At 70.9% G+C, this 12,088-nt stretch carries 11 protein-coding genes and 2 pseudogenes; 5 read left to right on the top strand and 8 right to left on the bottom strand.

Features of this window, described 5'->3' with window-relative positions; translation table 11 throughout:
* The first annotated feature begins 62 nt into the window (after nt 1-62).
* The 3 genes from MSM1_RS10155 (at nt 63) to MSM1_RS10145 (ending at nt 3,260) form a co-directional block, all read left to right on the top strand.
* Nucleotides 63-470, top strand: a complete 408-nt coding sequence (locus tag MSM1_RS10155) for a VOC family protein (RefSeq protein WP_213441874.1) — start codon at nt 63-65, stop codon at nt 468-470.
* A gap of 218 nt (nt 471-688) precedes the next feature.
* Nucleotides 689-1,813: an o-succinylbenzoate--CoA ligase gene (gene menE / locus MSM1_RS10150; RefSeq protein WP_213441872.1), complete on the top strand. Its 1,125-nt coding sequence runs from the start codon at nt 689-691 to the stop codon at nt 1,811-1,813.
* A 94-nt stretch (nt 1,814-1,907) separates the two neighbouring features.
* Nucleotides 1,908-3,260, top strand: a complete 1,353-nt coding sequence (locus MSM1_RS10145) for a hypothetical protein (protein WP_213441870.1) — start codon at nt 1,908-1,910, stop codon at nt 3,258-3,260.
* Nucleotides 3,261-3,277: 17 nt separating this feature from the next.
* Here the strand turns inward: MSM1_RS10145 and MSM1_RS10140 are convergent.
* From MSM1_RS10140 to MSM1_RS10125, 4 genes and pseudogenes are all read right to left on the bottom strand, one after another.
* A pseudogene (locus MSM1_RS10140) lies at nt 3,278-3,938 on the bottom strand (DUF2064 domain-containing protein).
* Complete coding sequence (locus MSM1_RS10135; protein WP_213441868.1) at nt 3,935-4,591, bottom strand: glycosyltransferase family 2 protein; 657 nt, start codon at nt 4,589-4,591, stop codon at nt 3,935-3,937. Before MSM1_RS10135 ends, MSM1_RS10140 begins: the two are co-directional and overlap by 4 nt.
* A 90-nt stretch (nt 4,592-4,681) precedes the next feature.
* Nucleotides 4,682-5,751 (bottom strand): annotated as a pseudogene (locus MSM1_RS10130) (NAD-dependent epimerase/dehydratase family protein).
* A complete protein-coding gene (locus tag MSM1_RS10125; protein WP_213441866.1) occupies nt 5,748-6,542 on the bottom strand; it encodes an S-methyl-5'-thioadenosine phosphorylase in 795 nt (264 codons plus the stop codon). The pseudogene MSM1_RS10130 and the gene MSM1_RS10125 overlap by 4 nt, the downstream one beginning before the upstream one ends.
* 20 nt (nt 6,543-6,562) lie before the next feature.
* On the opposite strand from MSM1_RS10125, the gene MSM1_RS10120 reads away from it, so the two are divergent.
* Nucleotides 6,563-7,435, top strand: coding sequence for a 1,4-dihydroxy-2-naphthoate polyprenyltransferase (locus MSM1_RS10120; RefSeq protein WP_213441864.1), 873 nt, complete (start codon nt 6,563-6,565; stop codon nt 7,433-7,435).
* A 36-nt stretch (nt 7,436-7,471) separates the two neighbouring features.
* Here the strand turns inward: MSM1_RS10120 and MSM1_RS10115 are convergent, their stop codons facing one another.
* A complete protein-coding gene (locus MSM1_RS10115) occupies nt 7,472-7,786 on the bottom strand; it encodes a DUF4229 domain-containing protein (RefSeq protein WP_374101703.1) in 315 nt (104 codons plus the stop codon).
* 46 nt (nt 7,787-7,832) lie between these two features.
* Here MSM1_RS10115 and MSM1_RS10110 point away from each other — a divergent pair, with 46 nt between their 5' ends.
* Nucleotides 7,833-8,003 (top strand): hypothetical protein, encoded by a 171-nt coding sequence (locus MSM1_RS10110; protein WP_213441862.1) that lies wholly within the window; start codon nt 7,833-7,835, stop codon nt 8,001-8,003.
* A 34-nt stretch (nt 8,004-8,037) separates the two neighbouring features.
* Here MSM1_RS10110 and MSM1_RS10105 read toward each other — a convergent pair whose 3' ends face one another.
* The 3 genes from MSM1_RS10105 to MSM1_RS10095 form a co-directional block, all read right to left on the bottom strand.
* Nucleotides 8,038-9,345, bottom strand: a complete 1,308-nt coding sequence (locus MSM1_RS10105; RefSeq protein WP_213441860.1) for an AAA family ATPase — start codon at nt 9,343-9,345, stop codon at nt 8,038-8,040.
* 153 nt (nt 9,346-9,498) lie between these two features.
* The gene (gene ccsB, locus MSM1_RS10100) at nt 9,499-10,464 is read right to left on the bottom strand and encodes a c-type cytochrome biogenesis protein CcsB (RefSeq protein ID WP_213441858.1); all 966 of its coding nucleotides are present in this window, start codon (nt 10,462-10,464) and stop codon (nt 9,499-9,501) included.
* A gap of 52 nt (nt 10,465-10,516) precedes the next feature.
* Entirely contained in the window at nt 10,517-12,079 is a 1,563-nt protein-coding gene (locus MSM1_RS10095; RefSeq protein ID WP_213442811.1) for a cytochrome c biogenesis protein ResB, read from the bottom strand.
* Between the last annotated feature and the right edge of the window lie 9 nt (nt 12,080-12,088).

The following is a 12,088-nucleotide window of genomic DNA, read 5'->3' as shown; positions in this document are numbered from 1 at the left end:
ACACCCAGGAAAGACACCCAGGACAGACACCCCTGACAGACACCCATGATAGACACGGGGACATGGAGATCCTGGCCAGCCGGATGTTGCTTCGGCCGAGCGACTATCAGCGGTCGCTCAGCTTTTACCGTGACCAGATCGGGCTGGCCATAGCCCGTGAATATTATTCTGGCACAGTGTTTTTCGCAGGACAGTCATTACTTGAGCTGGCCGGCTACGGCACGCCGGACCACTCCCGCGGGCCGTTTCCGGGCGCGTTGTGGCTGCAAGTGCGCGACCTCGCCGCCACCCGGGCCGAACTGCAGAGCAGACGCGTGCCGATCACCCGCGAGCCCCGCCGCGAGCCCTGGGGGCTGCACGAGATGCATGTCACCGACCCGGACGGCGTGACGCTGATCTTTGTCCAGGTGCCCGAGGATCATCCGTTGCGCCGCGACACCCGGGGTGAGCTGCGTGGCGGACGGGGTTGACCACGGCCCGCCACGCTTCCCCGGTGCACGTACCATTCCCCCGTCGTGATATTCCCCCGTCGTGCGCACCCGGTTTCTCACCCCGGCCATCGCCCCGCCGCGCCCGGGCTACCGCCCGGCTGTGCCCGTTGCGCCCCCGGTAGGGCCCGCGAGAGCGAGGTGGCCCCATAGCCGTTCTGCGTGCGCTTGCCGTTGCGCCGGGGTCCGCAGCGTCATCGATGCTGCCGGCCCTGGAAGAAGTGCTGTCCGGGCGCGCGCCGGCGATCGCTCCGGTGCCCGCCGGTCACCGGTCCGAGCCGCTGATGACGGGCCTGCGGGTAGGTGAGGACATCGACGATGACGTCGCGCTGGTGGTGGCGACGTCGGGAACGGCCGGGGCGCCCAAGGGTGCGCTGCTGTCCGCCGCCGCGCTGACCGCCAGCGCGGCGGCGACCCACGGCCGCCTCGGCGGGACCGGTCGCTGGCTGCTGGCGCTGCCGGCCTATCACATCGCCGGGGCGCAGGTGCTGGTGCGCAGCGTGCTGGCCGGCACGACCCCGGTGGAGCTGGACGTTTCCACCGGGTTTGACGCCGCGGAATTGCCAAGGGCGGTGCAACGGCTGGGCTCCGGTCGCCGATATGTGTCCCTGGTCGCCGCGCAGCTGGCCAAGGCGCTCGCCGACCCCGCGGCGGCGGCCGCGCTGTCCGAGTTGGACGCGGTGCTGATCGGCGGTGGGCCGGCCCCGCCCCGGGTGTTGGACGCCGCCGCCGCCGCCGGCATTCCAGTGGTGCGCACCTACGGGATGAGCGAAACCGCCGGCGGCTGTGTGTATGACGGGATCCCGCTCGACGGGGTACGGCTGCGCATCGCCGCCGGCGAGCGGATTGCGATCGGCGGCGCGACCCTGGCCAAGGGCTATCGCAACCCGGTGCGCCCCGACCCGTTCGCCGAACCGGGCTGGTTTCACACTAACGACGTCGGAACCGTCGATGACTCGGGTGCGCTGACCGTGCGGGGCCGCATCGACGAGGCGATCAGCACCGGCGGGCTGACCGTGCTGCCGCAGCCCGTCGAGGCGGCGCTGCGCACCCACCCTGCGGTCGAGGACTGTGCGGTGTTCGGGGTTGCCGACGAGCGGTTGGGCCAGCGGGTGGTGGCCGCGGTGGTGGTGCGCCATGGGTGCGCCCCGCCGACACTGCAGGCGCTGCGGGCACACGTGGCCCGCGCCCTGGACGACACCGCGGCCCCGCGCGAGCTGCGCCTTGTCGACGCGCTACCGCGGCGGGGCATCGGCAAGGTGGACCGGGCGGCGCTGACGCGCCGGTTCGGCGGCACTGCCAGCGGCGGCCCGTGGGCCCCATAGGCCGTCCGGCGAGATTGGCGGCGGCGGGCTCGCCCGGCCAGGATGCCCGCCGGGGCGGCGCGAGCAGAAACCGGGCAATGGGGCGGGGCCGGGCGTGACGGTCGATCGCCGGGAGAGGGTCGCGCTCGGGCTCGGGCTCGTCCTGGTCGCGGCCGCGTTCGTCCTGCCCCGCGTGCACCGGGGCGTGGTTGCCCTGCGCAACGCCGCGCCGGAACGCTTCGCCGCGCATGCCGGCGCCGCACCGATTTCCGGTTGGTGGGAAGCCCACGCCGGCTGGGGCACCGGCCCGGCGGTTCTCATCGGCGGGGCCGCCGTCGTGTGGGGACCGGTCGTCGCCCAGCGGCTTCGCTGGGCCGTGCTGACACTCGGCACCTGGGCCACGGCCGGTGCGTGGGCGTTTTCGCTGGCCATGATCGACGGCTGGCAACGCGGCTTCGCCGGGCGGCTGACCGACAAGAACGAGTACCTGTGGCAGGTGCCCAGCATCACCGGAATCGGCGAAACGGTACGCACGTTCGCCGGGCGGATTCTCGATTCCCAGCCGAACTCGTGGACCACCCACGTCTCCGGGCACCCGCCGGGGGCGCTGCTGACATTTGTGTGGCTGGACCGGATCGGCCTGCGCGGAGGTGCCTGGGCGGGCCTGCTGTGCCTGCTGGCCGGGTCCAGCGCGGCGGCTGCGGTGGTGATCACCGTGCGGGCCGTGGCCGGCGAAACCACCGCGCGGCGGGCCGCGCCGGTTGTCGCGGTGGCGCCGACGGCGATCTGGGTCGCCGTCTCCGCCGACGGCTATTTCGCCGGGATCGCGGCCTGGGGTATCGCGCTGCTGGCGGTGGCGGTGCACCGTGCGGTTCGTTTCCCCGGCCTGGCCGCGGCCGGGGCGGGCCTGCTGCTGGGGTGGGCGGTGTTCCTCAACTACGGGTTGACGCTGATGGCGCTGCCGGCATCGGCCGTGCTGATCTGCGCGCCCGACCGGCGGTCGGTCCTGCGCGCAGCAGGCCCGGCCACTCTGGCCGCCGCGGCGGTGGCGGTGGCGTTTGCGGCCGCGGGCTTCTGGTGGTTTGACGGCTACCTCCTGGTGCAGCGGCGCTATTGGCAGGGCATCGCTCGTGACCGGCCCTTCGGATACTGGGGCTGGGCCAATCTGGCGGCGGCAACGTGCGCCATTGGGCTGGGCAGCGTCGCCGGCCTTGGCCGGGTGCTCGATCTCGCCGCGATCCGCCGCCGATCCGGCCTGCACCTGCTGCTGCTGGCGGTCCTGGCCGCTATGGTGTTAGCCGACCTGAGCCGGCTGAGCAAAGCTGAAACCGAACGGATCTGGCTGCCGTTCAGCGTCTGGCTGACCGCCGCGCCGGCACTGCTGCCGCTGCGGTGGCAGCGGGTGTCACTGGCGCTTAACGCCGTGGGGGCGGTGCTGTTGAACAGCATCATCGTGACCAACTGGTAGCCGGCGTGCGCGGCATGTCACAGCCCCGCCGCCCGGGTAACCCGGGCGAACCGGCTCGTCGGACCACAGGCGTCGCGTACCGCGGCGACGTCGCCGACGACGTCGAAATCGGCCAGCTCAGGGCCCAGTCTGACAGCAATGCCGTTGTCCCGCAACGCATTCAACGTCAGCACACCAGTATCAGGCTGTGACATCGGCACACCGCGCAGGCACTCCGCCGTCGCCGGGCTTCGCACCCCCAGCGCCCACCATCCCCCCGTCGCTGGCCGGCCCCAGCACAGCCGGCGCCTCACGTAGCAGACACGCGCAATCGGCAAGCAGCTGCGCGGTCACCTGCGGGGTATCCATCCCGATCTGCAGCACCGGTTGCCCGTCGGCGGTGTCGGCGTGGGCGTTGGCCAGTCGATCGGCGAAGTCGCCACCACGCTGCTCGATCACGGTGAAAGCCGCGAGCCGCCGACGCAGCTGCGCGAGGCCCGCGGCCGCGTGCAGCTCGCCGGCGAGCGCCACCACCCGGCCGGCCACCGGCGCTTTCGCCACGGCATCGAGGGTGTCAAGCAGCGCGGCGGCGGCAATGTCGGCGGCGAGCCGGTCCCCCACCGTCGCCGCCAGCCGGGTCTTGACGCGGCCGGGCACCGGCGCTTTCGCCACCACCAGCACCGTCACCGGCAGGTTCACGACATCGCCTTCCAGAAGTCCAGGATCGCCATGACGCTGCCCCGCAGCGAGCCGCTGACCTTGGATGTGCCGCCGATCCGGGGACCGTACCTGACGTCGCGCTCGACGACGCGCCAGCCGGCGGCGGCGGCCCGGAGCAGCAGTTCCAGCGGATACCCCGATCTGCGGTCGGTGACACCCAAGCTCAGCAAAGCCTCCCGGCGGGCGACCCGCATGGGCGCGACGTCATGTACCGGCAGGCCGTAGCGGGTGCGCAGCAGCCAGCTCACCACGGTGGTGCCCAGCCGCGCGACCCAGGGCCAGCGCACCCCCGGCAGCGGGCGGCGCCGGCCCAAAACCAGATCGGCGCCATGGTCGAGCTCGGCCACCAGCCGCGGCAATTCGGCGGCGTCCAGTGACCCGTCCGCGTCCAGGACCGCCACGATGGGCGTCGTCGCCGCGACCACTCCGGCGTGAACCGCGGCGCCGTAGCCGGGCCGCGGTTCGGCCACCACCCGGGCCCCGTGGCGGCGGGCCACCTCGGCGGTGTCATCGGTGCTGTTGTTGTCCACCACCACCGCCTGGTAGCCGGCGGGGATTGCCGCCAGCACGGCGGGTAGCGGCTCCGCCTCGTTCAGGCAGGGCAGCACCACCGTGACCGCGTCGTCGGGCATGTCACCAGAGGTTAGCCCGACGACGCCGGCCGAACGGCCCGCGACCCAGCCCGAGGTTCGCTCGCCGGCCCAACCGGCGCCGAGCGCGGCTCACCCACCACGTAACGGCGCAAAGGCGAAGTCGCGTAATCCTTCCCGCGGATCGACGGCAGCCCGGAAGCCCAGCAGCTCGGCGGCCCGGGTGGGGTCGGCGAGGATGTGGCGCACGTCGCCACTGCGGTAGCGCCCGGTGATGACGGGGGACACCTCAGCTCCCCGCGCGGCGCACAGTGCCGTCGCCACCTCCAGGATTGATATCGGCCGCCCGGAGCACACGTTGACCGCGGTGAACCCGCCACGGTCTAGTGCCGTCGCCGCCAGGTTGGCGGCCGCCACGTCGTCGACGTGCACGAAATCGCGCATCTGTCCACCGTCTTCGAAAACTGGTGGCGGCTCGCCCTTTTCGATGGCGGAGCGGAAAATCGCCGCCACACCCGAGTAGGGGGTGTCGCGCGGCATGCCGGGACCGTAGACATTGTGGTAGCGCAATGCCACCACCGAGCCGCCCGTGGACTCCGACCACGCCAGCGCGTAGTGCTCCTGGGCCGCCTTGCTGGCGGCATACAGGCTGCGCGGTCGCAAGGGGGCCTCCTCACCGACCGGCAGCCAGCGCACCTCGCGCCCGCAGAGCGGGCAATGGTGCTCGAAGACGCCGGCGTCGAGGTCCGCCCGCCGCCGCGGAGGCGGATCAACGGGCCCGTGCTCGGGACAACCATAGCGGCCCTGGCCGTAGACCGCCATCGACGACGCCGGCACCAGGCGCCGCACACCGGCGGCGAACATCCGGGCCAGCAGCACCGCGGTGGCGTAATCGTTGTGGCTGCCGTAGACCGGCGCGTCGGCGGCGTCGACGCGCCGGTCTACGGCGCGTCGGCGGCGTCGACGCCGGCGCCCACCACCGCCGCCTGGTGGCACACCAGGTCCACACCGTCCAGCAACGGAGCCAGCGCATCGCCGTCGCGAATGTCGACTCGTCGGCATCCCTTCGGCGCCAATGGGTCTCGCCCGTGTGCAACGGGGAGCATGGCATCCACGGCGATAACCTCGTGGCCCGCAGCCCGCAGCGCCGCCTCCACTCGGGCCCCGATGAACCCGGCGGCCCCAGTCAAAAGCACCCTCACGGCAAGTCCCACGGCAACGCGGCACCCACCTGTCCGCGACACTGCGTGCAGGTGTGTGGCACGGCGAGCCGGCCGATCGCCGCGTGTATCAGCTTTTTGAAGCCCTCGATGTTTTTCTCGAACTCGGCGTACACGTCAACGGCCTTGACGCCACCGCCGGCCACCGCCCCGGCATCTAGATCCGTCACCAAAGCTATTGCTGCATAGCATATTTCGAGTTCTCTGGCGAGCACTGCCTCCGGGTAGCCCGTCATGTTGATCAAAGTGAACCCGGCAGCGGCAAACCACCGGCTTTCAGCGCGGGTGGAAAACCGGGGTCCCTGCACCACCACCAGGGTGCCGCCGTCGACCACGCCCGGCAGGCCGGTGACCGCGGCCCGCAATGTCGGGCAGTACGGGTCGGCGAAACTGACGTGAATCCCGCCGGACTCGTAATAGGTGTCCGCGCGGCCGTGGGTGCGGTCGACCAGCTGGTCGGGCACGACCACCGTGCCGGGCCCGATCGCGGGAGTCAGGCTGCCGACCGCGCACGGAGCGAAGACCCGGCGGACTCCGAGCGCCCGTAAGGCCCACATGTTGGCCCGGTAGGGCACCCTGTGCGCCGAGTACTCATGGTTGACGCCGTGGCGGGGGAGGAAGGCGACTTTATGCCCGCCGACCGCGCCCACGGTGATTGGGGCGCTGGGCTTGCCAAACGGGGTGTCCAAGCTGATGGCGCGCGTCTCTCCAGCGAAGAAGGTGTAAAAGCCGCTGCCGCCGATCACCGCGAGCACCCGCTCATTGTCGGGCATTGCCGTGCAAGGATCGCAGCGTGGCCAGCTTCGCGCAGTGGATCGACGGCGCGCGGCCCCGGACGTGGCCCAACGCGGTGGCGCCGGTGATCGCCGGTACCGGCGCCGCCGCCTGGCTGCATGCCGCCGTGTGGTGGAAAGCGCTCCTGGCACAGCTCGTCGCGATGGCGCTGATCGTCGGGGTCAACTTCGCCAACGACTACTCCGACGGGATCCGCGGCACCGACGACGATCGGGCCGGGCCGCCGCGCTTGGTGGGCTCGCGGCTGGCCACCCCCGGGGCGGTGCTGGCCGCGGCCGTCGGGAGCCTGACGGTCGCCGCGCTGGCGGGACTGGTCCTGGCGCTGTGCAGCGCGCCGTGGCTGATCGCCGTGGGCGCGCTCTGCCTCGCCGGCTCCTGGCTGTACACCGGTGGCTCCAGGCCCTACGGCTACGCGGGCCTCGGCGAGCTGGCGGTGTTCGTGTTCTTCGGGCTGATCGCGGTGCTCGGAACCCAGTACACGCAGGCGCGGCGGGTGGACTGGGTGGGGCTGGTGCTGGCGGTGTCGGTGGGCGCGCTGTCGTCGGCGGTGCTGGTGGCCAACAATCTCCGGGACATCCCCACCGACCGGCGATCCGGCAAGACCACGCTGGCGGTTCGCCTGGGCGACGCCGGCACCCGAGTCTTCTACCAGACGCTGCTGGCGACCGCCGGGGTGCTGACCCTGGCGCTGATGGCGGCCACGCCGCGGTGCGCAGCGGGACTGCTTGCCGTGCCGCTGGCGGCGCGGGCGGTGCGGCCGGTGCGCAGCGGTGCCGGCGGAGGTGAGCTGATCCCGGTGCTGCGCGACACCGGGCTGGCGATGCTGGTCTGGTCGACGGCTGTCGCGCTCGCATTGACGCTGGCCCACTGAGGGGCGCCGGAGGTGCCGACGGCAGGCCCCGGGCCGTCACTGCTCACCCGGCGGCGGTTCCCCACGCAGTCGGGCGCGCAACTGCTCGCGCTCCCGCCGCCGCCGCTGCCCGATCATCGCCAGGCCCGCGGTCGCCCGGCGGCGCAGCGGGCCGAACACCCAGATGCCCAGCGGCATCGCGATGACGAGACCGAACAACGCGGCGACCACGACCGGGAACTCGGCCACCCCGACCGCCCGGGCCACGGCGTAGATCGCCGCGCTGAGCGCGACCGCCAAGAGCATCCGGGCTGCCGCGTAGAGCAGCACGTCAACAGCCACCCGGCCCGTGGAGCGTGGATCATCCGGCACGGTTCGAGATTACGGCGCAGGTATATTCGGAGAAAGGAGGTGTCGAGTGCTCTACCTGCTCCTGATCCTGGTTTTGGCAACCCTGATCTACATCGGCTGGCGTGCGGCCCGATCGCAGGCCAGCCGGCCGACGACGCGGGTGACCGGACCCGACGATGACCCGGAGTTCCTGCGCCGGTTAAGCCGGGGCGGCAACAACCCGTTAGACCCGCATTAGACCAGCATTAGACCAGCATTAGACCCCGGTAGAGCTACAGGAATGCTTCGTGGGGCCGTCGCTGGTCGCTGGGAAACCCGTCGGCGACAACCGCCGCCAGCTCGATTAGCGCCTCGCGTGTCTCCCGCCTCAGCAGCTCCAGGCTGATCTCGGCGCCCTCTTCCAGGTGCGGGTCGAACGGCACCAGCCGCACCGCCCGGCACCGCCGGGAGAAGTGATCGACCACTTTTTGCATATCGACCTTGCCCGAGCGCGGCCGCACCGCGTTAATGACCGCGATGGAGTTGCGGACCTGGTCTTCGTGGCCGTGCGCGTCGAGCCAGTCCAGGGTCGCTGAGGCACTGCGCGCGCCGTCGATGGACGCCGAGCTGATCACGATCAGCAGGTCGGCCTTGGCTAGCACCGCCGCCATCGCCGAATGCAGCAGCCCGGTGCCGCAGTCGGTGAGCACAATGCCGTAGAACCGTTCCAGGATGTCCAGGGTGCGGGCGTAATCCTCGTCACTGAACGCCTCCGACACGGCCGGATCGGTCTCCGACGCCAGCACTTCCAGCCGGCTCGGTCCCTGATTGGTATAGCTGCGGACATCGCTGTAGCGCTGGATGCCCTCGGCGTCGCGCAGCAGGTGGCGCACCGTCGCCGAGGTCTCCAACGGCACCTTCTGGCTCAGCGTGCCGCGATCGGGATTAGCGTCCACCGCCACCACCCGATCACCGCGGATTGAGGCGAAAGTGGCGCCCAGACACGCCGTGATGGTGGTCTTGCCGACCCCGCCCTTCAGGGACAGCAGGGCGATCTTGTAACAGCCCCGCAGCGGCCGGTTCGCCTGCATGACCAGGTCGTTGTAGCGGGTGACCCGTGGGCTTTCCCCCAGGTTGATCAACCGGCCCGACAGCAGATACAGCCAGCGCCGCCAGCCCTCCGAGGGCGGCGGCTTGATCTGGCGCAACAGCGTGCTGGTGGATAGCTCCGGATAGCGGGTGGGCGGCATGGGCGCTTGCCGATACGGCATCTGCGGCAATCCCTCGGCCGGCGGTGCGCCGTAAGGGCCGTAATGGGTGTAGGGCGGGCTGTCGACAACCTGCTGCGGAATCCCCCGAGCGGGCGTCGCGGCCCCCCATGCCCGCGGCTCGGCGCGGGTTGGCGGGGGCGCCACGGCACGGGTCTGGGTGTCGACGAAGCGCCGCTGGGTGCGAAAGCCGGCGAAGGCCTTGGTCTCGGCTTCGCTGGCTTTCGTGTCGGGCTCGCCGGCGTGCGGTTGCGCCGCCAACTCCGTTGTCGGATGATCCCCGTGATCTCGGGGCACCCCGCCGGCCTGCGTTGGATGCTCAGACACGTGCACTTCCCCTCATCGCCGTACTCCGGCCGGTTGTCGACAACCATCCGGTAATGGTTGTCGCGACCGCCCCGGTACTCCGGGCCCGGTCTGCCGGCCCGGTGATAACCGCGCGATTAGCGGCGGTATCGCAGCCGCCGAACCCCGCACGGTGTCCGGTCAGCCCACCCCAGCATAGGAGTGCAGGCCAACGGTCACCAGGTTGACGAAGAACAGGTTGAACACCATGACCGCGAAGCCGATCACGTTGACCCAGGCCGCCTTCTTGTCGCGCCATCCCGCGGTCGACCTGGCGTGCAGGTAGGCCGCATACACGATCCAGGCGACGAACGCGACCGTCTCCTTGGGATCCCAGCCCCAGTACCGCCCCCATGCTTGCTCGGCCCAGATCGCCCCGAAGATCACCCCGAAGCCGAACACCGGAAACGCGAAGATCGTCGTCCGGTAGGCAATCCGGTCCAGGGTCTGCGCGTCGGGCAACCGGCGCACCATCCGCGCGAACGTTCCGGGTGTGTCCGGGTCACTCAACCGCGACATTCTCGCCAAAAACAGCATGCTGGCCACGCCGGCGACCAGAAACACCCCCGAGCCCAGGCTGACCACCGAGACGTGAATCGGCAGCCAGTAGGACTGCAACGCGGGCATCACCGGGGCGGCGCTGGTGTATAGCCAGCGCCCGGACACCGTCAACAGGATCAGCACTGGCATCAGCAGGAAGACCCACAGCCCGCGGTACTGCGGCCGTCGCAACACCGCTGCCCCGGCCAGCAGACCGCAAAGGCAGGTCACGTTGATGAACTCGTACATGTTGCCCCAGGGCACCCGCATGGTGGCCAGCCCGCGCAGCCCAATGCACGCCAGCAGCAGGCCGATCCCCACATAGACCGCCGCCAGGCCGGCCCGGCCGACGCGTTCCTCGAACCGCTCCGCCGCGTCGAGAGCGGGGCGGGGTGTCGGCCGGCTGGTGGCCGCCGGGCCGGCCGTGACCAGCCTCTCGGTGCGGCTGCGGGTGTAGGCCAGCTCGACGGCCAGCAGCAGCAGCGCCACCACCAGCGCCACCACCGCCGCGGTGAACGCCCAGTCGGAATAGCGGGCCAATCCGATGTTCACATGCATGGTGTTCATTGGCGCCACTCCTCGATCCCGGCTCCGCCGGCATTATCGTCGTCGGCACGGCTCATCTGACGTCCCTTCCCGCCGGTGCGGGTTCCTGCGGCGCCGGCGGCTCGGCCGCAGCCGGGAGGACACCGGCGAGCAACCGCTCGCTCAGACGCTCGAACTCGTTGCCCCAGCCGGCGTTGTCCGTCCGCGCCAGGCCGCCCAGCTCGATAGTCGCCGTATCGGCCGCCACTGCCGGCAGGATCCGGGCCCACACCCGGCGGCGGCGCACCACCAGCGACACCACCAGCCCGGCCATCATCGTGATAGCGAAAGCCAGTACCCAGGCCTGGCCCGGATCGTGGGAGACTTGCACGTTGACGAACGGCACCGCGCCGTCGAAGCGCACGACGGTCCCGTCGTCCTCCAGCCGGACCTGCTCGCCGGCACGCAAATTCACCCGCTTTTGCCTGGTCAGCCGGCCATCCCGGATGAGCCGCGGATCGAGGGCGTACAGGGACTGCGGCCGGCCGGTATCCAGGCCGGTGTCACCCCGGTAGATGTCGACCGCCACCGCGGGGTCGTTCAGCGCGGGAAAGCTGGACGAGAGCAGGGTGCCGTCGAGCTGCTCCGTGGGCGCGAACAGGCCCTGAATCGCGATCTGGTGGTTGCGACGCTCGCCGGGATCGGGGTATTGGCCGGCGGGCGGGTCGATACGCACCGCGCCCGACGAGAGCAGCGTGGCGGCGTTCTCGGGGCGCCATTGCACGGTCGAGGTGCGGGTCTGCCCGTCCGGGAAGGTCACCGTGAAGGTGGGGGCATACCCGTGGCCCTGCAGGTAGACCCGGTCGCCGCCGAGCCGCAACGGGTGGTTGACCGCCAGCCGGTAGGGCCGCCAGCTGTTGGCGGCCAGATCGCGGCCGGCTTGGTAATCGATGTTCGCCACGAACGAGGTGGCCTGGCCGGATGGCAGGTAGTGGGCCTGAAAATCGTTGACCCGGATGCATATGGGATACAGGGAGGTGCCGTCGACGCTATTGCCGGCGCGGAACGAGTCGAAGGCGGCCGGGGATGCCGAGCAGAAGCCCGGGCCACCGTCGGCGATGACGACCACGGTGCCCTCGTAGCCGAACAGCTTGCCGACGGCGACCGCGACCAGCAGGCCCAGCAGCGAAAAGTGAAACACCAGGTTACCGAATTCACGCAGGTACCCCTTCTCGGCGGACACCTCGACAACGCCGGCGTTTTGGCGACGGGTGACGGTGCGCCAGCCGCGCAGCCGCCGGGTTATCGTCGCAGCCACGGATTCGGGGCTGCCGACGACGGTGGCGGCGGCGTGCTTGGGCAGCCGGGCCAGGTTCCGGGGTGCGGCCACGGGGGTGGCGCGCCAGCTGCGGGCATGCTCGACCAGCCGCGGGACAAGGCAGCCTACCAGGGACACGAACAGCAGCACGTAGACGGCGGTGAACCAGAAGCTGGAGAACACGTCGAACGCCTGCAGCCGGTCCAGCCACGGTCCGATCACCGGGTGGGTGGCCAGATACTCGTCCACCTTGCCGGGGTTGAGGCTCCGCTGCGGCAGCAGCGCACCGGGTATCGCGCCCAGCGCAAGCAGGATCAGCAGCACCAACGCGGTGCCCATCGACGTCAG

This window comes from Mycobacterium sp. SM1 (assembly GCF_018361265.1).
Classification (GTDB): domain Bacteria; phylum Actinomycetota; class Actinomycetes; order Mycobacteriales; family Mycobacteriaceae; genus Mycobacterium.
The sequence above is the reverse complement of the archived record's forward strand: the minus strand, read 5'-3'. Positions and strand labels throughout refer to the sequence as shown.

What these genes read in the sequence shown, in the direction of transcription:
- MSM1_RS10135 (WP_213441868.1), bottom strand. Translation starts at nt 4,591, where the DNA reads ATGCCCGACGACGCGGTCACGGTGGTGCTGCCCTGCCTGAACGAGGCG.
- MSM1_RS10095 (WP_213442811.1), bottom strand. Translation starts at nt 12,079, where the DNA reads ATGGGCACCGCGTTGGTGCTGCTGATCCTGCTTGCGCTGGGCGCGATA.
- MSM1_RS10155 (WP_213441874.1), top strand. Translation starts at nt 63, where the DNA reads ATGGAGATCCTGGCCAGCCGGATGTTGCTTCGGCCGAGCGACTATCAG.
- menE (WP_213441872.1), top strand. Translation starts at nt 689, where the DNA reads ATGCTGCCGGCCCTGGAAGAAGTGCTGTCCGGGCGCGCGCCGGCGATC.
- MSM1_RS10125 (WP_213441866.1), bottom strand. Translation starts at nt 6,542, where the DNA reads ATGCCCGACAATGAGCGGGTGCTCGCGGTGATCGGCGGCAGCGGCTTT.
- ccsB (WP_213441858.1), bottom strand. Translation starts at nt 10,464, where the DNA reads ATGAACACCATGCATGTGAACATCGGATTGGCCCGCTATTCCGACTGG.